This window comes from Streptomyces roseus (assembly GCF_001044425.1).
In the GTDB taxonomy this organism is placed as follows: Bacteria; Actinomycetota; Actinomycetes; order Streptomycetales; family Streptomycetaceae; genus Streptomyces; species Streptomyces roseus.
The window spans coordinates 75,784-101,056 of record NZ_LFML01000163.1 but is presented as its reverse complement, the minus strand read 5'-3'; the positions used below and the strand labels follow the sequence as shown (position 1 = coordinate 101,056).

19 protein-coding genes and 1 pseudogene are annotated in these 25,273 nt (G+C 72.0%); 10 read left to right on the top strand and 10 right to left on the bottom strand.

The window, feature by feature from the left end; translation table 11 throughout:
• Positions 1–144: 144 nt before the first annotated feature.
• Positions 145–7,521 (bottom strand): amino acid adenylation domain-containing protein, encoded by a 7,377-nt coding sequence (locus tag ACS04_RS34555; protein WP_158977819.1) that lies wholly within the window; start codon positions 7,519–7,521, stop codon positions 145–147.
• Positions 7,522–7,842: 321 nt separating this feature from the next.
• On the opposite strand from ACS04_RS34555, the gene ACS04_RS34550 reads away from it, so the two are divergent.
• On the top strand, positions 7,843–8,274 hold the full coding sequence (locus ACS04_RS34550; protein ID WP_048480822.1) for a hypothetical protein: 432 nt from the start codon (positions 7,843–7,845) through the stop codon (positions 8,272–8,274).
• Positions 8,275–8,286: 12 nt separating this feature from the next.
• A pseudogene (locus tag ACS04_RS39910) lies at positions 8,287–8,442 on the top strand (AraC family transcriptional regulator); the annotation flags it as partial.
• Between the two features lie 158 nt (positions 8,443–8,600).
• Here the strand turns inward: ACS04_RS39910 and ACS04_RS34545 are convergent.
• The 3 genes from ACS04_RS34545 to ACS04_RS34535 form a co-directional block, all read right to left on the bottom strand.
• The gene (locus ACS04_RS34545; RefSeq protein ID WP_245236699.1) at positions 8,601–8,876 is read right to left on the bottom strand and encodes a hypothetical protein; all 276 of its coding nucleotides are present in this window, start codon (positions 8,874–8,876) and stop codon (positions 8,601–8,603) included.
• A gap of 368 nt (positions 8,877–9,244) precedes the next feature.
• Positions 9,245–10,882: a flavin monoamine oxidase family protein gene (locus tag ACS04_RS34540; RefSeq protein WP_048480821.1), complete on the bottom strand. Its 1,638-nt coding sequence runs from the start codon at positions 10,880–10,882 to the stop codon at positions 9,245–9,247.
• Positions 10,883–10,897: 15 nt separating this feature from the next.
• On the bottom strand, positions 10,898–12,433 hold the full coding sequence (locus tag ACS04_RS34535) for an APC family permease (RefSeq protein WP_048480820.1): 1,536 nt from the start codon (positions 12,431–12,433) through the stop codon (positions 10,898–10,900).
• 457 nt (positions 12,434–12,890) lie between these two features.
• Here ACS04_RS34535 and ACS04_RS34530 point away from each other — a divergent pair, with 457 nt between their 5' ends.
• The gene (locus ACS04_RS34530; protein WP_048480819.1) at positions 12,891–13,253 is read left to right on the top strand and encodes a DUF1330 domain-containing protein; all 363 of its coding nucleotides are present in this window, start codon (positions 12,891–12,893) and stop codon (positions 13,251–13,253) included.
• Between the two features lie 188 nt (positions 13,254–13,441).
• On the opposite strand, the gene ACS04_RS34525 is transcribed toward ACS04_RS34530, so the two are convergent.
• The gene (locus tag ACS04_RS34525; RefSeq protein ID WP_048480818.1) at positions 13,442–13,870 is read right to left on the bottom strand and encodes a nitroreductase family deazaflavin-dependent oxidoreductase; all 429 of its coding nucleotides are present in this window, start codon (positions 13,868–13,870) and stop codon (positions 13,442–13,444) included.
• Between the two features lie 460 nt (positions 13,871–14,330).
• On the opposite strand from ACS04_RS34525, the gene ACS04_RS34520 reads away from it, so the two are divergent.
• The 3 genes from ACS04_RS34520 to ACS04_RS34510 all read left to right on the top strand — a co-directional run bounded on the left by ACS04_RS34520 (position 14,331) and on the right by ACS04_RS34510 (position 16,883).
• On the top strand, positions 14,331–14,729 hold the full coding sequence (locus tag ACS04_RS34520) for a TipAS antibiotic-recognition domain-containing protein (RefSeq protein WP_107438797.1): 399 nt from the start codon (positions 14,331–14,333) through the stop codon (positions 14,727–14,729).
• Between the two features lie 343 nt (positions 14,730–15,072).
• Entirely contained in the window at positions 15,073–16,221 is a 1,149-nt protein-coding gene (locus ACS04_RS34515; protein ID WP_048480816.1) for a carboxylate-amine ligase, read from the top strand.
• Positions 16,222–16,382: 161 nt separating this feature from the next.
• Positions 16,383–16,883, top strand: a complete 501-nt coding sequence (locus tag ACS04_RS34510) for a metallophosphoesterase family protein (protein WP_048480815.1) — start codon at positions 16,383–16,385, stop codon at positions 16,881–16,883.
• Here ACS04_RS34510 and ACS04_RS34505 read toward each other — a convergent pair.
• Complete coding sequence (locus tag ACS04_RS34505; protein WP_078865649.1) at positions 16,813–17,910, bottom strand: DNA topoisomerase IB; 1,098 nt, start codon at positions 17,908–17,910, stop codon at positions 16,813–16,815. The two genes, ACS04_RS34510 and ACS04_RS34505, sit on opposite strands and share 71 nt — an antisense overlap.
• 223 nt (positions 17,911–18,133) lie before the next feature.
• Between ACS04_RS34505 and ACS04_RS34500 the strand changes: the two genes are divergently transcribed.
• Both ACS04_RS34500 and ACS04_RS34495 read left to right on the top strand, forming a co-directional pair.
• Positions 18,134–19,228: a carboxylate-amine ligase gene (locus tag ACS04_RS34500; protein ID WP_048480814.1), complete on the top strand. Its 1,095-nt coding sequence runs from the start codon at positions 18,134–18,136 to the stop codon at positions 19,226–19,228.
• A 185-nt stretch (positions 19,229–19,413) separates the two neighbouring features.
• A complete protein-coding gene (locus ACS04_RS34495) occupies positions 19,414–19,893 on the top strand; it encodes an MSMEG_6728 family protein (protein WP_048480813.1) in 480 nt (159 codons plus the stop codon).
• 64 nt (positions 19,894–19,957) lie between these two features.
• On the opposite strand, the gene ACS04_RS34490 is transcribed toward ACS04_RS34495, so the two are convergent.
• From ACS04_RS34490 to ACS04_RS34480, 3 genes are all read right to left on the bottom strand, one after another.
• Entirely contained in the window at positions 19,958–21,181 is a 1,224-nt protein-coding gene (locus ACS04_RS34490) for a spore photoproduct lyase family protein (protein WP_078865648.1), read from the bottom strand.
• Between the two features lie 112 nt (positions 21,182–21,293).
• Positions 21,294–21,698 (bottom strand): TraR/DksA family transcriptional regulator, encoded by a 405-nt coding sequence (locus tag ACS04_RS34485; RefSeq protein ID WP_048480812.1) that lies wholly within the window; start codon positions 21,696–21,698, stop codon positions 21,294–21,296.
• A gap of 46 nt (positions 21,699–21,744) precedes the next feature.
• On the bottom strand, positions 21,745–22,356 hold the full coding sequence (locus ACS04_RS34480) for a CGNR zinc finger domain-containing protein (RefSeq protein WP_048480811.1): 612 nt from the start codon (positions 22,354–22,356) through the stop codon (positions 21,745–21,747).
• 104 nt (positions 22,357–22,460) lie between these two features.
• Here ACS04_RS34480 and ACS04_RS34475 point away from each other — a divergent pair, with 104 nt between their 5' ends.
• Positions 22,461–23,309, top strand: coding sequence for an SDR family NAD(P)-dependent oxidoreductase (locus ACS04_RS34475; RefSeq protein WP_048480810.1), 849 nt, complete (start codon positions 22,461–22,463; stop codon positions 23,307–23,309).
• Between the two features lie 215 nt (positions 23,310–23,524).
• Complete coding sequence (locus ACS04_RS34470; RefSeq protein ID WP_048480809.1) at positions 23,525–24,307, top strand: serine hydrolase domain-containing protein; 783 nt, start codon at positions 23,525–23,527, stop codon at positions 24,305–24,307.
• Here the strand turns inward: ACS04_RS34470 and ACS04_RS34465 are convergent.
• A complete protein-coding gene (locus ACS04_RS34465) occupies positions 24,240–25,238 on the bottom strand; it encodes a DUF72 domain-containing protein (protein WP_078865647.1) in 999 nt (332 codons plus the stop codon). The two genes, ACS04_RS34470 and ACS04_RS34465, sit on opposite strands and share 68 nt — an antisense overlap.
• Between the last annotated feature and the right edge of the window lie 35 nt (positions 25,239–25,273).

The following is a 25,273-nucleotide window of genomic DNA, read 5'->3' as shown; positions in this document are numbered from 1 at the left end:
CCGGGGCACGCCTCGTCGGCGCACGGCGCGCGAAGGGCTGGGGCGGGGTGGAAGGGCCGGGGGGGGTGTCTCGTCGGTCGGGGCGAGCCGTTCCGATCGGCGGGACACCCCCTACGGGCGCCCCGGGCGGGCCGGGGGGCCCGGTCAGCGGGGGTCGGCCTCGGCGAGGGCGGTGCGCAGCAGGGCGGCGGCCGCGCTGCTGTGCGGCGGCCGCATCAGCCCGTAGTGGTCGGTGGCGGCGTCGTGGCGGGTCAGGCCCGCCCCGACCCGGGCCGCCCATCGGTCGGCGGCGCTCTCCCGGGCCCCGGTCGTGCTCTGGAGGAACAGGACGGGGCAGGGCGGGGCGGGGGGCCGGTAGGCGGCGGCGGCGCGGAGCCCGGTGCGGAAGGCCGTGTAGTGCCGGGCGAGGTCGCGCGGGTCCAGGCCGGGGGCGAAGCCCTCGCGTTCCACCTGCTCGGCCAGGACGGCGAGCCGGGCGGGGGTGTCGGCGACGCTCAGCAGGGCGCTGCGCAGCACGGACAGGTTCTGGTCGGTGGGGTCGAACCCCGCGGAGCGGGCCAGGTCCTCGTGGAACCACTCCAGCAGCTCGTTCTCGTCGTCGGGGACGTGGCCGGGCTCCGGGTAGCCGGTGTCCAGCAGGGCGAGGGTCGCCACCTCCTGTCCGGCGGCGCGCAGTTGGGCCGCCATCTCGTAGGCGAGGAGTCCGCCGAAGGACCAGCCGGCCAGGTGGTAGGGGCCGGTGGGGCGGATCCGGCGCAGGGCCTTGAGGTGGGCGGCGGCCAGCTCCTCGACGGTGGCGTCGGGCGCGGCGTCGGATATGGCTGCGGGCGCGGTCCCGGCGGTGACTTCGGGGTCGGTCGGTCCGGGCGCGGTCAGCCCGAACACCGGTCGGTCGGCGCCCAGTTCGGCGGCCAGGGCGCGGTAGCACAGGACGTTGCCGCCGATCGGGTGGAGCAGGACGAGCGGGTCGAGGCCGCCCTCGGTCCGCAGGCGCACCACCGTGTCCGGGGCCGCCTCGACCTGGCGGCCGCGCAGCAGCTCGGCCTGCCGCGCCACGGTCGGGTGCTCCAGGACGGCCGAGACGCCGAGGCGCTCGCCGAAGGCCTGGTTGATCCGGCCGATCAGGCGCAGGGCGTCGATGGAGTGGCCGCCGGAATCGAAGAAGTCGTCGTGGACGCCGACCGGGCCGGCCACCAGGAGCTGCTCCCAGATCCCGGCGAGGCGGGTTTCGAGTGCGTCGCGGGGCGGGGTCGGCTCGACGCCTCCCCGCAGGTCGGCGGGGTCCGGATCAGGCAGCGCGGCACGGTCCAGCTTGCCGTTGGCGGTCAGCGGGAGGGCCGTCAGGCACACCCAGGCGGAGGGGACCATGTACTCGGGCAGCCGCTCCCGCGCGTGGCGGGCCAGTTCGCCCGGTTCGGGCGGGGAGGCGGGCGCCGAGGCGGTCTCCGGGGCGGCCGGCTCGGGGACGAAGTAGCCGACGAGGCGTTCGCCGCGGGGCAGGACCGCGCAGTCGCGGACGCCGGGGTGTTCGGCGAGGACGGCCTCGATCTCCCCGGGCTCGACGCGGAATCCGCGGATCTTGAGCTGGTGGTCGGTGCGGCCCGCGTACTCCAGGGCTCCGTCGGGGCGGTGCCGGGCGAGGTCGCCGGTCCGGTAGAGGCGCCGGAGGGTGCCGTCCGGGCCGGTGTGCTCGATGAACCGCTCGGCCGTCAGCTCGGGTCGTCCGTGGTAGCCGTCGGCGAGGCCGACGCCTTCGAGGAAGAGCTCACCGGTGACGCCGAGGGGGGCCTCGGCCAGGCGGCGGTCCAGGACGTGGGTGCGCATGTTGGCGATGGGCCGGCCGATGGGCACGGTGTCGCCGCCGTCCGGCCGGCACTGCCAGTAGGTGACGTCGACGGCCGCCTCGGTGGGCCCGTAGAGGTTGTGCAGCTCGACGCCGGGCAGCCGCTCGAAGAACCTGCGCTGGAGCTCGTGCGGCAGGGCCTCGCCGCTGCAGACGACGCGGGTGAGGCCGGCCGCGCCGGCCAGGGCTGCCGGGTCGTCGAGGAAGACGCTGAGCATCGACGGGACGAAGTGCACCGTGGTGACACCTTCGGCCCGGATCAGTCCGGCGAGGTAGCCGGGGTCGCGCTGGCCGCCGGGACGGGCGAGGACCAGGGTGGCGCCGGTCAGCAGGGGCCAGAACAGCTCCCACACGGAGACGTCGAAGGTGTACGGCGTCTTGTGCAGCACCCGCTCCCCCGGGGTCAGCCCGTATGCGTCCTGCATCCACAGCAGCCTGTTGGCGATGGCGCGGTGCGAGACCACGACCCCCTTGGGCTTGCCGGTGGATCCCGAGGTGAAGATCATGTATGCCGGATCGGACGGTTCGGGCGCCCGCGCAGGACCCGCGGTGCCCGTCGCGGCCTCCTCCGGCCGCAGGACGGTGACCCCGGAGTCCGCCAGCCGCTCGGCCCACGCGCCCTCGGCGACCACCAGGCCGATGCCAGACTCGGCGAGCAACGACCGTACGCGCGGCTCCGGGTGCTCCGGGTCCAGCGGGACGTAGGCGGCGCCGGACTTGAGGACGGCGAGGAGTACGACGGGCAGGGCCAGGGAGCGTTCCAGCAGCAGGCCCACGAACGTGCCGGGGCCGGCGCCGCGTTCCCGCAGTGCCGCGCACAGCCGCTCGGCCTCGGCGTCGAGGGCGCGGTAGGTCAGCTCGGCGCCCTCGAAGCGGACGGCGGGTGCGTCCGGGGTCCGGTCGCGCTGCTCGTCGATCAGCCTGGTCAGGACGTGCGGCCGCGGGTAGTCGACGGCGGTCCGGTTCCAGTCGGCGTAGCGGCGGTGTTCGGCCTCGGGCAGCAGGTCGGCGGCCGTGCAGTCGCGATCGGGGGCTTCGGCCAGATCGCACAGGGCGGCCCTGTAGGAGGCGTGCGCGCTCGCCATCTGCTCCTCGGAGAACTGGGCCGCGTCGAAGCGCAGGCCGAGTTCGAGCAGGGCGCCGTCGGGGCTGCGGGAGAACTCCGCGCCGAAGGCGAAGTCGGTGCCGGCCTCTCCGGTCTCCTCCAGCACGGTGAACGCGCCGTCGGCCGGCCCGTCCTGCTCCACGTGGAAGTGGGTGTAGTTGAAGAACGTCTCGAAGAGCGGGCCACCCCCGGACAGGCGCTGGATCTCGGCGAGCGGGAAGCGGCGGTGCGCGTGCAGTTCCGCCTCCGCGGCGGCGACGTGCCCGACGAGGCCGCGCCAGCTGAGCCCGGTGACGGTGAGGCTCAGCGGCAGGGTGTTCAGGAAGACGCCGACGACCTTGTCCCCGTCGGTCTCCTCGGCGCGGCCGTTGTGGACCACTCCGGTGGTGACAGCGTCGCCGCCGCCCAGCAGGGCCATGGTCCTCAGGTGGGCGGCGAGCAGGACGGTGCGCAGCGGTACGCCGCATGCGGCGGCCAGGGTGGTGAGCCGGTCGTGCAGTTCCCCGGGCAGGGGCGCGAGGTACCAGGACATCCGGGCGGGTCCGCCGGTCGCCGCCGGGCGGGCCAGCTTGGTCGCGGGGGCGTCGGCGGCCTTGCCGGTCCAGAAGGCGCGCTGCCCGGGGTCGGCCAGGGCGGCCCGTTCGAGGGCGACGAAGGTGGCGAACCGGGAGCGGGGGCCGGCCTGCGGGGAGGGGCCGTCCGCGGGGGTCCGGGCGGCGAGCGCCTCGGTGTAGCAGGAGGCGAGTTCGGTGAGGAGCGAGCGTTCGCTCCAGCCGTCGAGGACGGCGTGGTGCTCGGCGACGAACAGCTGGAGGCGGGTGTCGGAGAGGCGTTGGACGTGGAACCGGATCAGCGGGGGCCGGTCCCAGTCGAAGGGCCGGTCGCGCTCGGCGGCGTAGCGGGCGGCGACGGCGGTGCGCTGGGCCTCGGTGTCGAGGCCGTGCAGGTCCTCGAAGGTGAGCTCCGGGCGGGCGCCGCGGTGGACGAGTTGGAGGGGCTCGGTGAATCCGTGCGGGTCGAAGGAGGTGCGCAGCATCTCGTGCCGGGTCGCGAGGACCTCGACGGTGGTCCGCCAGGCGTCCTCGGAGAAGGGCGCTTCGATCAGGTAGGAGGCCACGTTGTGGTAGACGCGTCCGCCGGCCGACGGCAGGTCGCTGTGGTAGAGCATGCCGGCCTGGAGCCGGGTCATCGGGTAGGCGTCCTCCAGCCCCTCGGGCAGGGCGGCGCGGTCCGCGGGGGTCAGCAGTGCGAAGGGCTCGTACGGGGTTTCGGCAGCGGCCGCGGCCCGGTCCCGGGCGGTGACGTACGGGGCGAGGGCGCGGACCGTCGGGGAGCTCATGAGGTCGGCGACGGTGAGGTCGAGGCCTCGTTCGCGGATCCGGGCGAGCACCTGGAGGGAGCGGATGGAGTCCCCGCCGAGGGCGAACCAGTTGTCCAGGGCGCCGACCCGTTCGTGCCCGAGGACCTGGGCGAAGACCTCGGTGAGCGCGGTCTCGACCGGCCCGCGGGGTGCCTCGTACTCGGCGGTGGGGGTGCGGCCGGCCGAGCCGGGGGCGGGCAGCCGGCGCCGGTCGGTCTTGCCGTTGGCGGTCAGCGGGAAGGCGGGCAGGGTGACGAACGCGCCGGGGATCATGTAGCCCGGCAGCCGCCGCGCGAGGTGCTCGCGCATCTCCTCGACGGTGGGCCCCGCCCCGTCCTCGGCCCCGGTCACGGCCAGGTAGCCGACCAGGACGTCGTTCCCCGCGGGATCGGGTGCGACGAGCGCGACCGCGGCGTCGACGAGGGGGTGGGCGGCCAGGGCGGCCTCGACCTCGCCCAGTTCGATCCGGAAGCCGCGCAGTTTGACCTGGTGGTCGATGCGGCCGAGGTACTCCAGGTCCCCGTCGGGCAGGGCCCGCGCCAGGTCTCCGGTGCGGTAGAGCCGCTCACCGGCCGAGGGCCCGGCGGGTGCGTCGGCGACACCTTCGGCGGGTCCGGTGGGAAAGCGCTCGGCGGTGAGTTCGGGCCGGCGCAGGTAGCCGCGCGCCAGGCCCGCTCCGGCGACGTACAGCTCCCCGACGGCGCCGCGCGGGACGGTCCGGCCGCGCGCGTCGAGCAGGTGCAGACGCAGGTCCGGGATGGGCACGCCGATGACGCTGCCGCGGCCCTCCTCGGCGTCGCGGGCGGTCAGCGGCCGGTAGGTGACGTGCACGGTCGTCTCGGTGATGCCGTACATGTTGACCAGGCGGGGTGCGGTGTCGCCGTGGCGGGCGAACCATCCGGCGAGGGCGGCGACGTCGAGGGCTTCCCCGCCGAAGACGACGTGGCGCAGGGCGAGGCCAGGGTCGGCCGGTCCGGCCGTGCGGTGGTGTTCCTCGTCGGCCCGGGCCAGCTGGTAGAAGGCGGAGGGGGTCTGGTTGAGGACGGTGACCCGTTCGGCGCGCAGCAGCCGGTGGAACTCCTCGGGCGAGCGGCTGGTCCCGTACGGGACCACGACGAGGCGGCCGCCGTGGGCGAGGGCTCCCCACAGCTCCCAGACGGAGAAGTCGAAGGCGATGGAGTGGAAGAGGGTCCACACGTCGTCGGGGCCGAAGCCGAACCAGTGGTCGGTGGCGGAGAACAGCCGTGTGACGTTGGCATGGGGCACCAAGGTGCCCTTGGGGAGGCCGGTGGACCCGGAGGTGTAGATGACGTAGGCCAGATGGTCCGGGGTCACACCGGTGGCGGGGGCGGTGTCCGGTTGGGCGGCCAGGAGCGGGGCGTCGGCGAGCAGGTCGACGGTGTGCAGGCCCGGGGCGTCCCACAGGGCCCGGGTGCCGGTGGTGCCGACGACGTGCTCCAGGCGGGCGTCCTGGACGATGTGGCGCAGCCGCTCGGGCGGGTTGTCGGGGTCGAGGGGCAGGTAGGCGCCGCCGGCCTTGAGGATGCCGAGCAGAGCGACGACGAGGTCGGCGGAGCGGGGCAGGCACAGTCCGACGAGGGTGTCGGGGCCCACGCCGAGGGCGCGCAGCCGGTGTGCGAGCCGGTTGGCGCGGGTGTCGAGCTCGCGGTAGGTGAGGGAGGTGCCCTCGTGGACGAGGGCGACGGCGTCGGGAGTGCGGGCGGCGTGTCCGGCGAAGATCTCGTGGACGCAGGCCGGTGCGCCCGGGATGTGCGGGAGGGCGGCGCGGTCGGGGAGCTGCGAGCCGATGCCGGTCCGCTCGCCGGCCGACAGCATCGGCAGTTGGCTGAGGGGCAGTTCGGGGTTCTCGGTGGCGGCGTCCAGGAGGCGGGCGAAGTGCCGGCCGAACTGTCGGACGGTGGCGGCGTCGAACAGGTCCGCCCGGTATTCCAGCCGGCAGGTCAGCGCGCCGCCGGTCCGTACGACGTCGAAGGTCAGGTCGAACTTGGCGGTTCCTGCCGGTCCTTCGAGCAGCGTGGCCTTCGGGCCGGGCAGGCCGTCGGTCATGCCGTCCTCGTCGTGCAGGCCGAACATGACCTGGAAGGGGCCGGCGTCCTCGCCGGTGCGTCCGGCGGCGAGGCGGTCGACGACGCGTTCGAAGGGCAGGTCCTGGTGGTCCTGGGCGTCGAGCACGGTGTCCCGTACGCGTTCCAGGTGGACCCGGAAGGCGGGATCGTCGGAGAGGTCGGCGCGGATCACCAGCGTGTTGACGAACAGGCCGACGGTGTCCTGGAACTCCTTGCGGCCCCGTCCCGCCACCGGCGTCCCGACGAGTACGTCGTCGGTGCCCGTGTAGCGGCCCAGCACGATCTGGAAGGCCGCCAGCATCAGCGTGTAGGGGGTGCTGTGGGTGTCACGGCACAGGCGTTCCATGCGGGCGAGCACCGGGGCCGGCACCTCGAAGGAGTGCAGCGCCGCCGCGCCGCGGGCCGCGCCTGCCGCGGGCCGGCCGTCGCGGGGCAGGGGCGCGTCGGGCAGTTCGCCCTCCAGCTGCTTCTCCCAGTAGGCGAGCTGGCGCTGGGCGGCGGGGCCGCGGAGCCATTCCTCCTGCCAGTCGGAGAAGTCGGCGTACTGGTACTCGGGGGCCTCCGGGGCCACGAACCCGGCCGGGCGCCGGCGGTCGGTGCCGTCAGGGCCGCCGTCGGGCCCGTCGCCGTAGTGGGCGTACGCGGTGAGGAGCTCGCGGACGAGGATCCCGACGGACCAGCCGTCGGCGACGATGTGGTGCATGGCGAGCGCGAGGACCGCGCCCTCGGGGGTGTGCAGCAGGGCCGCCCGGAAGAGCGGTCCGGACCCCAGGTCGAAGGGCCGGTGGTGTTCGGCGGCCATCCACTCCTCGACGTCCCCGGCTCCGTGCGCGACGGCGGAGGACCAGACGAGAGCGGCCTCGGTGTCGATGTGCTGCCACAGCTCGCCGTCCCGCAGGACGAAGCGGGTGCGCAGCGCCTCGTGCCGGTCGACCAGGCCCTGGGCGCAGGCGCGGAGCGCGGTCTCGTCCACCGGGCCTTCGAGGCCGTAGAAGACGGGCATGTGGTAGGTCGGCCTGCCCTCCTCCAGCTGCTGGAGGAAGTACATCCGCTGCTGCGCTCCGGACGCGCGGAACGCGCTGAACGACGGCCCGGCAGGGCGTTCGATCGGATCGTGACTGGCCAAGACAACTCCCTCGGCGCCGCACCGGTGACCGGCCCGCGACGCATGCTCCGCTTGCTTGCCCGTCCAGCCTAGGAACAGCATCGATTCGGGTGAAGTCGCCTGTTTCCGGTCCCCGGTTCACGTGACATGGGGTGTGGACGACCTGTGGATGCGCCGGCGGCAGGCCGTGTTCCGAGGCCGTGCGCGGGACCGCGGGGGTGCGCTCGGTGCAAGACCGATCGCGGCGGGCGTGAGTTCGAAGGAGGCTGCCCGGCCGGGTGATCTTCCGGCGGTCCGGGTATCAAGCCAAGGTGACCGGCGAGCGAGGGAGGCGGACCTCGGATGGGGGCAGCGGACGAGCAGGACCGTCAGGACGGGGAAGGCTGGCTGACGAAGGCCGAAGTCCGGGAGCTCTGGCCGCAGGTCAGGGCGATCAGCATCACCGCGGTGGCTCGGGCCAACAGCGTACGTATGTCGGCTGCGCCCTCCCAGGACCTGACCGGCGAGCCGACCTACCACGCGGCCGACGTACGCCAGGTGGCCGCGCGGATCGCCCGGGGTGAGGCCCAGGTCGCGCCCTGGCAGCGCGCCGACTCCGACGCCGCATGCGAGGACGCCAGGCCCGTCCCGCCCGTCCCGCCCGTTCGGCAGCAGGTCGGCTGGGGGGCCGACAACGTGCCGGGGCTGATCCTGCTGGCGATCATCGTGGGACTGATGCTCTGGGGCCTGACCGCCCCCGACAACCACGGCACGGTGACGGACTTCGTGCGCTGACGGCCGACGCCGGCGTGCCGGTTGACCGAGCAGGGCGATTCGCGCTTCGAGGTGGTTTCGCGACGTAGCGGGCTTGGCACCGCCGCCCATCTGCGGATGCTCATGCGCCGCGGGACCGGCACCACGCCATCGGCGTACAAGCGCCGCTTCGGGCCGCGGGTGAACTGACGGCCGGTCCCCCTGCCGGCACCCACGTGCCGCTCATCGCCCCTTCGCCATCAACGTCAGCGGGAAAGTACCCCTCTCGGGGAGGTGGGGCAGGTGGACGCGCCCGGCTGCCATCCGGGCGCGTCGTGTCACTCGGTCATGCGGGGCCGGGTGCCGCCTCAGTTGCCGATGCCGGAGGTTCCGACGCCGGAGTTGCCGATGCCGTGGCTACCGATGCCCGTGTTCGCGATGCCCGCGTTGCCCAACCCCAGGTTGGCGATGCCCGCGTTTCCGACGCCGTCGTTCAGGGCGCCGGCGTTCCCGACGCCGTCGTTCAAGGCGCCGGCGTTTCCGACGCCGTGGTTGCCGATGCCCGAGCTGCCCACGCCATCGGCGGCGGCCGCGCCGGCGCCGACGGCGGCCAGCATCGCCACGCCACCCACCACGGTCGCCACACGGTGAAGAGTCGTACGCATCATCACATACCTCCTGTTTAGTGGAACTTTCCGCTCATATCCTTAGCATGTGACCATGTCTTACCCGGGGACGCCCGAACCTGGCGTGCCGTCCGGAATCCTCGTCCCCCGGCGTTTGCGGGGCGCAGCCCGGCCCAGGGAGCCCGTTTTCCGTCGGATCGGCCCTGGCTGGGCGTCGGCTGAACGTGGTCGATGCGCTCGGGACCCGCTGCGTCCCGTCCCGCCGGGCGCCGTGGTCCTGGCCCTCGCTACCGGACCGGCGCTCACCCCCCATGGGGGCGAGCGCCGGCTCGTGCTCACCGACCCACGACCAGCCCTCGGCCGCGGTCAGCTCAACTCAGATCCGCTCAGCTGAGGGCGGTGATCACCTCCTTCGCCGCCCGCTCCCCCTCGGTGGCCCCGCCTTCCATGAACCCCTGGAAGTCGTAGCTGCAGTGCTCGCCGCCGATGTGGATGCGACCCTGAGCGGTGCCCTCGTACTTCGCGTACTTGTGCAGGTAGCCCGTCGGCCAGTACGAGTACGCGCCGAGCGCGTACGGATTGCGGTGCCAGGCCGAGAGCTGCGCCCGACCGGTCCAGGCCGCCTTGGTGCCCGGGAAGAAGCGGTCGATCCCGGTGAGCATCCGGCCCGCGAGGGCGCGTACGTAAGGGTCGGAGTCGGTGGCGAACGGGCTCCCCGGCGTGAGCGAGCCGGCCCGCGTGCCTCCTCCGTACTGGAGCAGGATGCCCCCGGTGCCGGGCTGGACCTTGGTGGTGTCCCAGGTCTGCTGGACGTCGAGGTCGGTGAAGCAGTCGCCGGAGGAGACTCCGGGCCAGGGGCCGGTGCCGCGCCAGGGCCGGCTGGTGAACTGCATGTTGAGTTTGGTGCAGTAGCCCATGCGGGCATCGCGCAGCAAGTTCGTCATCAGCGGGTCGAAGCCGGCACCGGTGATGTCGATCCGCTGGAGGATCGGCAGCGGAAGGCACAGGATCGTGTGGTCCGCCACGACCGTGCGGGTGGCGCCGGCGTCGTCGAAGGTCAGTGTCTGGGTACCGTCGGCCGCGACACGGACGGCCACGAGTTCACGGCCCATCACGAGCGAACCGGCGGGCAGGGCCTGGGCGATGGCGTTCGGCAGCCGGTCGTTCCCGCCGATGATGTGGTAGCGCTCGTTGGACAGACCCCAGACGTTGAAGTTGCCGGGGTTCGGCTGGTAGCCCATCAGCAGGACGAGGGCGAGGGCGGACTGCTGATCGGTGTCGGCGCCGTACTCGACGTTGTACGCGACGTCGATGAAACGGCCGAGCTGCGAGCCGTGGCCGCCGGGGATCCGCGTCTCGATCCACTCGTACAGGGTCATGTTGTCGAGGGCGGTGCCCGCAGGGGTGGTCGCGTTCCAGGAGACCTCGCCGGCGTTCTGGAGGTCGCGGTGCAGTGCCTGGTAGACGGCGTTGAAGTCCGCGTCGGCTTGGGTGCGCGAGTAGTAGGTGCCGCCGAACCAGAGGACTTCCTCGGCGCCGTTCGGTCCCCCGCCGAGGAAGTCCTCGGTCGGCAGGTCGAAGCGGCGGCACAGCTCCAGGATCTTCTTGTGGCTGGTGTCGATCAGCTCACCGCCGATCTCGGACGTCTGGCCGTAGGCCCAGAGGGAGCGCTGGCTCCACATCCGGCCGCCGACGCGGCTCGGATTGGCCTCGTACAGTGTGCAGCCGACTCCCGCGTCCTTGAGCGTGAGGGCGGCGGTCAGCCCCGAGATGCCCGCGCCGACGACGGCCACCCGGGCGGGGGTGACGGGCTTCTTCTCGGGGAGGGCTTCCGCGGCCTGGGCTCTGGCGGAGGCACCCGCTCCCGAGGCGAGGGCGGTGCCGAGTCCCAGCGCGGCGGCGCGTCCCAGGAGCTGGCGTCTGGTGGAACCGCGGACGTCGGCGACGGGCAGGCCGAGCCGGCGGGCTGCGGCGTGATCGGCGGCGAGCCGACGGAGCGCGTGCATCAGGGGGGTACGTGCCATGGCGGTGGCTCCTCGTCAGATGTTCGCGGCGGAGGGGGCGGGCTCGTCGGGGGCGGGCTCGTCGGTGCGTTCGGCGGCGTCCTCCAGGACGACCCGGCCGATGATCTCGTAGCGCTCGGGAGCCTTGAACTTGAGCCACAGGCCCAGTCCCAGGCCGCCGAAGAACACCACGCCGACGATCCAGGGGATCAGCGTGAAGAAGACCGAGTCGGCGGCCAGCCCGGCCGCCGTCTTCATGTTCAGCAGCAGCAGGACGACCACGGCGGCCATGGCGATGCCGCCGACCAGCGGGGCGGTGAAGGTGCGGAACCAGTGCCGGTCCTCGGGGTGGTTCTTGCGGAAGTAGCCGATCACGGCGAAGGAGCACAGGGTCTGCACGATGAGGATCGCCATCGTGCCGAGGATCGCGAGCAGGGTGTAGAGGTGGATGTACGGATCCTGCCCGGTCAGCCAGAACAGCGCGACCAGGGCGGTGGCGATGGCCGTCTGCACCAGGGAGGAGATGTACGGGGATCCGTGCCTGGCGTGCGTACGGCCGAGGCCGGGGTGGAGGAAGCCCTCGCGACCGATGGCGTAGAGGTAGCGGGCGGCGCACTGGTGGAAGGCCATGCCGCAGGCGAAGGAGCCGGTGAGGAGCAGCCACTGGAAGGCGTCCACGGCCCAGGAGCCGATGAAGGTCCGGGTGGGCGCGAAGAAGAGGTCGAGCGGGCTCGTGGAGGCGGACAGTTCCACGGACTTCGCGAGTCCGTTGCCGGCGATGGTCATCCAGGAGACGTAGATGTAGAAGAGGCCGACGCCGACGACGGACACCAAGGTCGCCTTGGGGATGACCCGCTTGGGGTCGCGGGACTCCTCTCCGTACATGGCGGTGGATTCGAATCCGACCCAGGACCAGAAGGCGAAGAACAGGCCCAGGCCGGCGGAGGTTCCGGTGAAGGCGTTCTTCGGGTTGACGGGTTCGAGCGGGATCCCGTCCGGACCGCCGCCCGCGATCAGCACGGCGGTCGCGACGGCGAAGAGGACGGCGATCTCGGCGACGAGCATCGCGCCGAGCGCTTTGGCGGTGAGGTTGATGTCGAAGTGCGCGAGGGCGGCGGTGATGGCGAGCATGGCGGTCGCGTACACGATCCAGGGCAGGTCGATGCCGAGTTGGTCGTGGACGGTGGTTTGCGTGAAGTAGGAGAACACGCCCACGATCGAGGCCTCGAAGACGATGTACGCGAGGACCGCGAGCATGCCGGAGGCCATGCCGGCGATCCGGCCGAGGCCGTGCGAGATGTACCCGTAGAAGGCACCGGCCGCGGTGATCCGCTTGGCCATGGCCACGTAGCCCACGGCGAAGACGGTGAGGACGGCAGTCGCGAAGAGGTACCCGGCGGGAGCGCCGATGCCGTTGCCGAAGCCGACGGCGATGGGGAGGTTTCCGGTCATCGCGGTGATCGGGGCGGCGGTGGCGACGGCCATGAAGACGACGCCCACCAGGCCCACCGAATTGGCCTTCAGTCGCTGGACCTGCGGTGCGCCGCCAGCGGTGCCGGTATCCGTGCTCATGGCTCCTCGTTCCTGTCGTGAGGGCGCTCACTCTCTCCTCGCGTGACCTGTCCCACAATCGGCATGCGGTCCGGTAATTCCCCTGTAGGGGCGACGAGTTGTCGCGAGAAGAAACCTGCCGGCCCGGCACATGCGGCCAATCCGGTCGCGCCCCGCGCCCACTCGCCCAGGCAGTGCGGTGGGAGACGCCCCGAACGAGCCGCCTTGTCGTACCGGACGGCCCTCGGCAGTCGCGGGCCGGGCGCCACCCCGCGAGGGCGACATGTCGGTCTGCCGTTGCGCGAGCGAGATGCCGGGGGCGGGGCGCCACCGACACGGCCATGGAGGGCACGCAGCCCCTCGGCGCCCTGGTGGTGTCCTGAGGGGGCGGCAATTACCTCCGGGGTAATCGCCCCGCCCAACCTCCCACAGCTACGTTCGCGGTCATCGCTCACCCCCGGAAGGAAGGAGCCCCGAGGTGCCCGCTTACGGTTTCGCCCATCTCCGCAGCCGCCGGAATCACTCCGACGTCATCGAGTACCTGGAGCGCATCCAGGAAACCCTCGACCCCTTCGCAGGCCGCTTCGTCATCCACGGCCCGCCGGCCGAAGTCGTCGAGGGGACGTGGCCCGGCAGCATGGTGCTGATCGAGTTCCCCGGCCTGGCCGAAGCCCGCGCCTGGTACGACTCTCCGGCCTACCGGTCCATCCTGCGCCTGCGTACCGATCACATCGACGGCGACTTGCTGCTCATCGAGGGCGTCAGGCCGGACTACGACCCGGCCGAGCGAGCCCGCAAGCTGCAAACAGAAGCCGACCGGGAGGGGCAGTCGACCGCCTGATCCCCCGTCCCTCGGGCCCCGTTCACGCAGGAGCGGAAGTCTGGCCCGACCCCGAACGTCCGGTAGCGGGGGCAGCCCTCCTGCGCCGGTCAGGGCCGCAGGCCTGGCCGCCCGCCTGAATGCGACATCGGACAAGGCAGCGACGACGACCTGCCCTTCGTCTCCGAAGCCGAATGGGCGTGACGTGGCTACGCCCGCCGGAGTTCGAGGACGGGAATGGTGCGGATTCCCGCCGTCTTGCGTGCGTACTCGGCGAAGCCGGGGTAACGCCGCGCTTGTTCGGCGAAAATGCGGTCGCGTTCGTCACCGGTCAGTTCGCGGACGGTCACCTGGTAGGTCGCTGTGCCCCGCTCGATGGTGCCCTCACCGTGGGCCATCAGATTGCGGTACCACTCCGGGTCGGTGGGCGCTCCGCCCTTGGACGCGAAGACATAGACGGTGTCCGGCTCGGCGTCGTGCGGGAGGTACATCATCGGGCTGACGTGCTCCCGCCCGCTCTTGCGGCCGCGGTGATGGAGGAGGACCAGCGGGGCGCCTTCGAAGGCCCCACCGACCCGGCCCTCGTTCGCACGGAACTCCGCGATGACTTGCGCGTTCCGGTCGACTGCTTCGCTCATGTCGAACTCCTGTCGTTCACGGTCCGGCTGATCCGCCGGGAGGGGTGATCAGTAGAGGCAAACATGCGCTGCACTGCGCTGGGCTGCGAAGGCCGAGGCCATGCGCAGCGGTGCGACCGGGGACGCTCCAGGCGGGCGGGCGGCAAGGTCAAGCATCGTCTCCAGGGCGGACAGAGTGTACTCGCCAGGCTCGAAGACGCCGAAGTACTCGAAATCGGTTCGTGGAACCGTGTCGGCAGCGCCGCCGGCCGGCGTGGCTCCTGGCTCAGTGGAGCGCGGCGCGCAGGGACGGAGCGTCGGAAGATCCGATAATTGGTTTGCCGACCCGGTGGCCGTGTGTCAACGTTCGGCCGGGACCGGAAGTTGATCATCAGCGGCCGGTCGAAGTCGACATGTCGACGGCCTCTCGGGGATCCACCGGAGAGGCGACGAAACGATGGGGATCGGTGCCGTGGGGAACATGTACGAGGACGAGTGTCGCCGGTCGTTGGCCGAGGAGCAGGCCAAGAGCCTTGCCGAGACCAACGACTGGGAGCACGTGGACAGGGAGCGGGTCCACCAGGACTGGGACGTCCTGTACCGGGAGATCGCGGCTCTCCTCGACGGCGGCTCCTTGCCCGGAGACCAGCGGATCCAGGAGCTCGTCCGCAGGCACTTCGACATCGTCTGCCGGTTCTACATCCCCTCCAGGGAGGCGTACGTCGGCATGTCGCTCTTCTACGCCGAGGACGAGGCCATGAGGGCGTTCCACGATTCCTACCACCCCGGGATGGTGGAGTTCATGGGCGCCGCGATCAAGGTGTTCGCCGAACAGGGGAGCGGGTTCGCCCCCAGCGCGGGAGCCGAAGCCTCTGCGTAATCGGGCGACGCGGGCCAGGCCATGCGGGGGCGGGAACGCCGGGACCTGGGTGGCCCAGGCGACCGCCGAGGGGATACGGCGAGGTTCCAGTCCCAGGGGCTGTGACGGCCCCCGACACGTCGCCCCCGGCTCCCGGGCCACCGGTCGGTCCGGGAGCCCGCAGGCAGGGCCGGGCGCGGGGACGCCCGCCCCGGTGTCGAGCTCGGCGGGCGCCGGAGCCCGGGCTGCGCCGCGTACGGGAGCGGTCGGCCGCGCGCGGACGACTCGGCGGATCATGCGGACGCGCGGATATCCGTCGAGCCGCGAGGGTTCGGGCGCCGCTCGGCGGGGTGATGCTGGTGGCATGACTGCCCTCGCACCAGAAACCCGAACCCGATACGACGCGATGGTCACGGTCGGTGTGGAGGAGGAGTTCTTCCTCATCGACCCCCACACCCGCCTGGTTGTTCCCGCCGGGCCCGCGGTCGCCGAACGGGCGGCCGAGCGGGTGGGGGATCTGGTGGCCAAGGAATTCGCGTTGTGCCAGGTGGAAGCACGCACGCCGCCCTGCCGGACCGGGGCAGAGCTGTACGGCCATCTGGAACGGGTACGGGCTGCGCTGGTGGGCGCGGCCCGCGCGGAGGGCGTACGTGTGTGTGCGTCGGGCACGCCGGTGCTACAGGATCCCGGTCCGGTCCAAGTGGCCGATCATCCCCGCTACCGGGCCGCGAACCTGCAGTACCGGAGCATGATGGACGACTTCGCTGTCAGTGCACTCCACGTCCACGTCCACCTCCCCGATCGTGAGCTGGCCGTGTGGACGGTCAACCGGATGCGGCCGTGGCTGCCTCTGCTGATCGCCGTGAGCGCCAACTCGCCGTTCCACCGCGGCATGGACACCGGCTACGCCGGCTACCGGACCGTGCTCCGCAGCCGTTTCCCCTGCCTGGGACCCCCGCCCTACGCTCGCACCCTCCAGGAGCACGAACGCCTCGCCACAGCCATCAGCGACAGCGAGGCCATGCTTGATCCGGCCACCGCCTACTGGGACCTGCGGCCCCACCCCCGTCTGCCCACCCTGGAAATCCGCGTCATGGACGTCCTGCCGGACGTGCGGGACACGGTTGCCGTGGCCCTGCTGCTGCGGGCCCTGGTCACCACGCTGGCCGGCCGGGCATCCGAACACGGTCCAGGCCCGGCGTGGGAGGCGGAGGTGCTGCGGGCCGCGTGCTGGCGCGCCGCCCGCGACGGATGGTCGACCGCCTGCTTCGACCCCGCCACCGGCCGCTACCGGCCCGTCGTCGACATCGCCGCCGATACGGTTGCCCTCCTGCGGCCGGCCCTCGAAGCATCCGGGGACACGCGGGAGGTCCAGGCACTGTTCCTGCGGCTGGCCGAACGCGGCGACCCGGCCACCGGGCAACGCGCCTGGGCCACCCCGGACGACGGACTGCGGACCGTAGTGGACCAGCTCATCCTGGCCACGGAACGCGGCCACGGCACCGAAAACTGACCCCCAAGGCCCGGAGTCCGGGAGCCGGGCGAGGCCGGCCTCCCATACGACTGGAACGGGTGGAACCGACGTCGTACCCGCCGACGACGACGCCGCTGCCCATGCGCTGACCGGTCACGCCGGTACGCCCGTACGCCGTGGCGGGGTCCTACCGTTGGCGTATGCGGCTTCTGCTGATGTCCGACACGCACGTCCCCACCCGCGCCCGGTCGCTCCCGGCGCCCCTCCTGGCGGCCGTCGACGTCGCCGATGCCGTCCTCCATGCCGGGGACTGGGTCGACGAGGCCACCCTCGACCTGCTGGAATCCCGGTCGCGTCTCCTGCTCGGCGTCCACGGCAACAACGACGGTCCCCCGTTGCGCCGCAGACTCCCCGAGGTGGCCCGCGCCGAGCTGGCAGGGGTGCGCTTCGCGGTCGTGCACGAGACGGGTACGGCCAAGGGGCGGGAGGGCCGGTGCGCCGAACGGTTCCCCGATGTCGACGTCCTGGTGTTCGGCCACAGCCACATCCCCTGGGATTCCACGACGGTGGGCCTGCGCCTGCTCAATCCGGGTTCCCCGACGGACCGGAGGCGGCAGCCCTACTGCACGTTCATGACCCTGACGGTCGAGGACGGGACGGTGCACGACGTGACGCTGCACCGGCTGCCCCCGAGGAGCTGACCGTTCCCACCCGGCCGTCCCGCAGGAGTTCCAGGACGGCTTCCTCGACCGGGCCGTGCGTCGCCGGACGGCCGAACAGGCCGTCCTCGCCCAGTGAGCCCAGAGCGGGCGCGACGGTCTTGCCGTCTTCGTAGAGCTCGATGACGCGCGGGTCGATGTAGGAGGCGCGGCACACCGCGGGCGTGTTCCCCAGGTAACCGCTCACCTCGCGCACGGCGCGCGCCACGACGGTGCTGCGCCGCCCGCGGGAAGCATCCGACGTGCCGTCCGACACCCCCAGGGCCACCGCAGCCAGGACCGTCGCGTACCACGTCCTGAAGTCCTTCGCCGTTACGTCCCGGCCCGCCCGTTCCCGCAGGTAGGCGTTCAGCTCCTCGGCCCGGACCTCGTGCCAGGCCCCCCGCTCCCAGTACGCGAACAGCCGCGGCCCCGGATCCTTGCGTCTGAGCAGCGCCCGCACGACGGCGTACGCCTGTTCGTCCACCAGCGCGCGGGTCACGGTCTTCCCCGACTTGGCGGGGAAGTGCAGGCGGACCTCGCCGTCGCGGCACCGCGCGTGGTCCCGGAGCAGGGTGGTCAGTCCGAAGCTGCCGTTGTCCCGGGTGTAGCGCTCACCTCCGATCCGCAGGAATCCCAGATCGAGCAGCCGGGTCAGGCAGGCGAGGACGCGCACACGGGTGAGGCCCCGGCCGGAGAGGTCGCGTTCCACCTGTACCCGCAGTGCGGGCAGCACACGCGCCACGTCCTGGACGTGCGCGTGTTTGGCGGCGTCCTGCTGCGCGCGGAACGCCGGGTGGTAGGTGTACTGGCGTCGGCCGGCTTCGTCGGTGCCGACCGCCTGGATGTGGCCGTTCGGCCAGGGACAGATCCAGACGTCCCTCCACGCCGGCGGGACCGCGAGGGCCCGCACCCGGTCCCGGTCCGCCGGGGCCAGCGGCCGTCCGTCCGTGTCCAGGTAGCGGAAGCCGCGGCCGTGGCGCAGCCTGCGCCATCCCGGCCCTGCCACGTCGCTGGTACGCAGTCGCACGAGGAGCCCGTCAATCCGGGGTGCGCGCGGGCCGCGGCGGACGGTGCTGTTCCGGGCGCTCGTGAGCCGAGGCGGGGAACCGGTGGCTTGTTTCGCCTGGTTTGCGTCGATCTGTCTTGCTCATGCCGCACCCCTACCCGGCTGCGCCCCGACCATGTCCGCTCGCCAGGTGCCGGCGCTCGCCCATGTGGGTGATCATGCCGAAGGGGGGTAGCCGCACGACGTGATCACCGTAGGAGTGGAAGAAGAGTACTTGCTGGTGGATCCGGCGACGGCGGAGCCGGCCGCCGTCGCGGAGGAGGTTCTGCGTACGGCCGGTCTCGGGCCTTTCGCGGAAGGCGACGAGGTCCAGGACGAGCTCCTCCAGGCCCAGATCGAGGTCGCCACTCCCGTGTGCTGGAATCTGGAGGAAGTGGGCGGCCACCTGCTGCGCCTGCGTCACGCCGTGGGGTCGGCGGCCGAGGCCAACGGCTGCCGCATCGCCGCCACGGGAGCGGCGCCGCTGCGCGGCGTCCGGCCCGTACCCGTCACCCGGACTCCCCGCTACCTGAGGATGGAAGGCGACGCGCGGCAACTCGTCGACGAACATCTGATCTGCGGCATGCACATCCACGCAGGAGTCCCGGATCGGGAGACGGGCGTGGCGGTGCTGAACCGGATCCGGCCCTGGCTGCCGACACTGCTGGCCATGTCCGCCAACTCGCCCTTCTGGGACGGCCGCGACACCGGATTCGCGAGCTGGCGCACCCTCGTCTTCGGCCGGTGGCCCGTCAGCGGGCCGCCGCCGCACTTCGAGGGGCTCGCCGATTACGAACAGCGGCTGGAGGCGTCGGTGGCCACCGGCGTGATCGCCGACCGGGGCCAGTTCTACTGGCAGGCGCGGCTGTCCGACCGCTACCCCACCGTCGAGGTGCGCTGCCCGGACGTCCAGATCAGAGCCGACGACGCCGTCATGTTCGCCGGCATCGTCCGAGCGCTGGTCGCCACGGCGATCACCGAGGAGAAGGCGGGTGCGCGTCTGTCCGTCACGCCGCCGGAGCTGTTGCAGCTCGCCAACTGGCATGCGGCGCGGCACGGCCTGAACGGCACCCTTCTGGATCCTCTCGGGCGCCCGCACAGCAGTGGCGACGTCCTGTACGCCCTTCTGGACCACATCACACCGGCCCTGGAGGAGGCCGGCGATCTCCGGGCGGTGAGTGCGCTCGTGCACCGTCTCCTGCAGAACGGCACGGCCGCCGACAGCCAGCGCCGTGCTCTCGCCGAGGGCGGGCTGCAGGGGTTGATCGATCTCTTGACGGGCGCCGCCCCGTCTGACTGAGTCACGCGCCACAGAGGATGCCGATGACAGGCCCGACCAGCGAAGGCGGTGCGGGGGTGCGGCCCCCGTCGCGGGCCCTGATGGCCCAGGCCGCACCCCCGGCAGGCGCCTACCCCGAGCCACCGGTCGCATGTGTGTTCCCGTATCCGCATCGCCCCGTGCCATCGCCCCGGAGGGAGACCCCCGTGCAGACGTTCCTTCCCTTCCCGTCGTTCGACGCCTCGGCGGCCGTGCTGGACGTGCGAAGGCTCGGCAAACAGCGGGTCGAGGCGGTGCAAGTGCTGCGCGGCCTGATCGTTCCGGGCTACGGATGGCGCCGACATCCGGCGGTGCGGATGTGGAGCGGTTACGAGGAGGCCCTCGTCCGCTACGGGTTGGAGATCTGCGCAGCCTGGACCGCCGCGGGGCGGGCCGACACCTGCGCCGGCACCCTGGTTCGGGAGTTCGGGGAGCTGCACATGGCGGCGGCCCCGCGGACGCAGGAGCAGCTGGCCGCCGACGGCGACCTCCCGCCGTGGCTGGGCGCACCGGACTTCCATCAGAGTCACCAGTCCGCGCTGGTGCGCAAGGACCCGGCCTTCTACCGGGAGCGCTTCCCAGGTGTCCCGGACGACCTGCCCTACGTATGGCCACCGTCCGACAGGGAAGCGGACGCCGCGGCGTGATCGGCCCTGCGGGCATCCGGGCGATGCGTACAGCGAAGAACGGCGGCGTACGGGGCCCCCGGATTCAGAAGGCGTACCGGATACGCAGCCAGGGAGCGTTCGACGCCACCAGGCGGCGGACGGAGTCGACAGCCGCGGCCTTGTCGAGATTGCGGTACCGCACGTTCAGGCTGCCGTTCTCGGAACGTTTGGCCTGTTGGAGGTCGGGGCGCCACAGCACCTCCTCGGCTCGCGGGTGCCAGGCGAGGTTCAGCTCGTGCAGGTCCTTGTTGTGCGTGAGCATGATGACCTCCGCCGCGGCCTGCTCCTTCACGGCCGTGGGCAGGACGTCGTCCATGTGCCTCAGCAGCTGCCCCCAGTCCTCTTCCCAACCGGGCCGGACGACCACCGGCGACAGGTTGAAATGCACCTCGTACCCCGCCTCGAGGAAGTCCGCGGCCGCCGCGATGCGCTGTTCCACCGGGCTGGTGCGGATGTCCAGCAGCCGGGAGTCCTGAGGCGGCATGACCGAGAAGCGCACCCGGGTGCGGCCGCGCGGGTCGAGCAGCAGCAGATCGGGGTTGACGAACTTCGTGGCGAAGGAGGCCTTGGCCGTGGGCCAGCGGGAGAACGCGCGTACCAGGTCCGCGGTGTTCTCGCAGACGAGGGCGTCCACCGAGCAGTCGTTGTTCTCACCGATGTCGTAGACCCAGGCGGTCTCGTCGCATTGGTTGGGCTCCGGCTTGTGGCCCTGCCGCGCGACGTGCCGGCCGAGGTGGGCGATGATCTGCTCGATGTTGGTGAACACGGTGATGGGATTGGCGTAGCCCTTGCGGCGCGGCACGTAGCAGTAGGCGCACGCCATGGCGCATCCGTTGGCAGCGCCCGGAGCGATCCAGTCGGCCGATCTTCCGTTCGGCCGTGTGGTGAGTGCCTTCTTCTCGCCCAGGACGAGTACCTCGCTCTTGACGCGGACCCAGCGTTCGAGGTTGCCCTCGTTGCCATGGAGGTCCGGAACGCGCCAGTGGGAGTCCACGTCGATGACCCGCGCCCCGGGAAAGCGCGCGAGGATCTCCTGCCCGCGTGGTGAGGCCGCTGCCGCGGGCTCCGCGTGGATCTCGCGTACGGAAAGCATGCGGCGGGCGGCGGGCGAGTCGCGGAAGGAGGGCCCGACGAGCGGTCCGGACCGGGCCGGCGCGGCCGAGGAGGTGCCTGCGCTCAGTTCCTCCAGGCCGAACAGGGCATCAGCCTGGCCTGGAGAGGGGGGCCCGGGCGACCGGCGGGCGCCGGCGGGCGGGAACTGGCCCATGGTGCACTCCCAGGTCTAGAGCCGAACCGATCCCCGCGCTGAGGGGGCCGCTCGGCCCGGCGGCTACGAGGACGGTCCACTTTAGGTCCTGTCGCTTTAGGTCCTGTCGGCTTCAGGTCCTGTCGGCGGTTCCCCGCCGGGCGCAGGCCACGCAGGTGGTCGCCGCCGGACGGATCTCCAGGCGCTCGGGCGGGATCGCCGCGCCGCAGCTTTCGCACGTCCCGTACTCGCCGTGTGCCAGCCGTTCCAAGGCGCGGTCCAGTTCTTCCAGGTGCCCGCGCGCCTGCATCAGCAAGGAGGTGACATGCGCCCGCTCGAAAGCGGTGGTGCCTCCTTCGGGGTCGTGCTCGTCGTCCACCGCCACCAAGGCGTTCGCCGCGACGATCCCGTCGAAGTCGCGGCCGAGCGCCGCCATCCGCGCGAGCGTGTCGGCACGGTCGGCTGCGAGCCGCTCACGAACGCCGGCGGACGTCGACCCGCTGTGCTCCTTAGGGTCATGCCGGGGCGAATCGCTCATGAGTGCGACAACGTCGGCCCGCTGTCCGTGATTCCCGCCGGCTTCCTCACGCCTCGGGCGGTGCCTCGCTCCCCCGGCGCTGCCGCTCGCGGTAATTGCGCATGGACACCTGAGAGCCGCAGCCGGTACTGCAGTACAGCCCTCCCCCGTTGCGAGTGCGGTCGAAGAAGCCGAAATGGCACGGGGGGTTGCGGCACGCCTTGATGCGGCCCCAGTCGCCGGTCTGGGCGACGGTCGTCACCGCGGCCAGTACGGTCCCGAACACGCGCGGCACCCCTGCCTGCGGCGACGCCAGCTCGACGCCGCGGGCTGTGACCACCGTCGCCAGCGGGTAGAGCGCACCCGCCCGCCTCAGGTGTTCCTCGGCGTGCTGGAGCGGCTCGCCCATGCTCTCCTCGTCGCCCGAGTGCGCGAGCAGCAGGGTCACCAAGGCGTCACGCAGCTCGCGCGCGGCAGCGGCGTCGGCGTCGGTCGCCACGGTCTCCCCTCCGAACTCGTCGCGCTCCGCGAGCCACGCGGCGAACGAGCGCCCGTCCCCGAACAGCTCTTGCTCCCCGCCGCCGTTCGCGCGCGTGTTCACGAACGAGAGCACGGTCTCCACCACGGGCGTGGCGGCGCGGGGGTCGGTTTGGGCAGATCCGGCTGCAGCACTGCTCATCGCTCCACCCTACATCAGCGAGGCGAGGCACTAGCTGACCTAACGCGCAACGCACAGCACACACGCGCTTGACTCGTTATGAGCTAACGACTTACGGTCGCAACATGAATGCGACTTCACACCAGCAGACCAGTCCCCGCTCGTGGCTCATCACCGGTGCGACGTCCGGCATCGGCCGCGAACTGACCCTCCAGGCACTGGGGAACGGCGAAGTCGTCTCGGCCATCGCCCGGGACACCGCTTCCCTGGACGAACTGGCCGAAGCGCACGGGGAGCGTCTGTTGCTCATCCGGGCGGACGTGCGTGACGAGGAGGCCGTCCGGGAAGCGGTGACGCGCACGCTCTCGCGGTTCGGCCGCATCGACGTGGTGGCCAACAACGCCGGCTACGGACTCTTCGGAGCCGTCGAGGAAGCCTCCGACGCTCAAGCCCGCGCCGTGTTCGACACCAACGTCTTCGGCGTGCTCAACGTGCTCCGCGCGACGCTCCCGGTACTCCGCGTCCAGCGATCCGGGCACATCCTCCAGGGCTCCTCGATCTACGGGCAGTCCGCCCACCCCGGCGTGGGGCTTCTGGCCGCGACGAAGTACGCGGTCGAAGGGCTGTCGGACGCGCTGGCTGCCGAGGTCGCGCCGCTGGGAATCAAGGTCACGATCGTCCAGCCCGGAATGACCGCCACCCCCTTCCTCTCCAACCTCGACGTCGCGGCCGGCATAGACGATTACGACCAGACCGTGCACGAGGTCCAGAAGGGCATCGGAGAACTGCCCCCATCCGCGTTCTCCTCCGCAGCCCGGATCGCCGAAGGCATCCGAACCGCGGTCGACAGCCCGAACCCCCCGCTGCGCCTGGCACTCGGCACCTCCAGCGCCACCGGCATGCGCGCCGCCTTGGCGGCCCGTACCGCAGACCTGGACAACTGGAATCGCGTGACCGACGCCGTCGACAAGTGATCGCACGTCCCGCAGCGGGTCTCGGCGCTCACGGCTGAGGCCCCCTCCCCGACCGAGCGCAGCTCGGATGACCAGAAGCTGTCTGTCACGTCACGGCTGGGCCACGGGCAAGCAGCCCGTGGCCCGGCCGCCCCCGCGGCCCCGGTCGCCGTGGTGGACCCGGTTTCCTACCATGGGAAGGTCGGCTCGGGGACGTGCCTCAGTGGTGATCCTGCATGGGCCGGTACCGCACGCCCACCGCCGTGGCCGCTGCCTGCCTCCTGCTGACCGCGCTGTGCGCGGGCCAGGCCCCCGCCGCCGCCCCGCCGGGCCGGATAGGCATCGACGACGTGACCGCCGAGAAGCTCGACGACGCGATCACCGCGGCCATGCGCGAGGCCGGCATCCCCGGTGTGGGCGTCGGCCTGTGGGTCGACGGTGACGGTTCGTACGTACGCGCCTTCGGCACCTCCGACAAGACGACCGGCACCCCCGTCAAGACCGACATGCACACCCGTATCGGCAGCGTCACCAAGACCTTCACCATCACGGGCGTCCTGCAACTCGTCGACGACGGGAAGGTACGGCTCGACGCGCCGATCTCGACGTACCTCGACGGGGTGCCGGGCGGCGACCGCATCACCGTCCGCCTCCCGCAGGACCGAGCCACCTTGGTGATCATCGTCAACTCCGACGTCGACGGGAAGTTCGGCAATCTGAGTTCCCTCATCGCCAACAGGATCACCAAGATCGTGTCACCCAAGCACGTCTGGTCCCTTTCTAAGCAGCCCAACGCGCTCCCGGAGCCGTCCTCGACCGTCCCTCCCGCGTCGCCCAAGCCGCAGGACTCGGCGTGTCGGCGGTGTCCACCGAGGAGACCACGACCGATCCGAAGCGGGCACGTACGCGGCACCGATCCATCGGCGTCCGCACGAGCCGGCCGCCGGCCGATCAGCTCGCCTCGCCTTCCTGTGGCCCTGTCCGCGTCCACCCCTCACCGGCTCGGGCGTCATCCATGATGTGCTCCCGGCCCGCCGCGCCGACGGGGACCGGTCCGCGCCCGTGAGCGGCCGCATCACCCTCCAGCATCCGGCGCATCGTCTCCGCCGCCCGAACCGAGGCGTCGGCACAGCAGTTGTTGAACAGCACGTGGACGGAGGCGGCCCGCTCCGCCATGTCCCGCAGGCGCGGCAGCCATTCGGCCAGCTCCGCCTCGGTATAGGTGTGGCGGTACTTCGCCTCCTTGCTGCCGGGGCCGCTGGAACCCCACGCGAGGCTCCGCCCGTGGAAACGCACCATGGCGAGGTCAGGAGAGGTGACGCACACGACCGGAGGGACGGAGGTGGGCAGCCCCTGGGCCGTGTCGACGGCCACGGCCGCGATGCCGTGCCGCGCCAGGAGGGCGGCGGTGGCCGTCCGACGCCCCTCCGCCCACCACCCCGGATGGCGCAACTCCACGGCAAGCGGCCAGCCGGCCGCCCGTTCGGCGCACTCCTCCAGTACCGCCTCGGCGCGCGCCCCTGGGGCGAGCGAGGCCGGGAACTGGAACAGCAGCGTCCCGAGCCGTCCGGCCTCGCGCAGGGGCACGAGCGCTCCACTGAAGCGCTCCCACACTTCCTTGCGGAGTCCGCCGTCGGCCCGCACCCAGGCGGAGCCGCCTCCCACAGGTCGTAGATCGGCGGGGAGGGCGGCCGTGCGGGTCGGCTGGCCGGTGAGCAGCGAGAACGCCTTGACGTCGAACCGGAAGTCCGGCGGGGTCCGCTCGGTCCACAGCCGGCTGTTGCGGGCACTCGGCAGCCCGTAGTAGGTGGAGTCGACCTCCACGACCGGGAAGCGGGCGGCGTAGTGCCTCAGCCGCCCCTCCGCGTCCCGCCGCCCGGCGGGGTACCACCCGCTGGCGACCAGTGCCGGATCCGTCCACGAACACGCGCCCACCCTGATGTCACCCATGGGACCCCGTATGCCCCGCCGGGCCGACTCCCCAC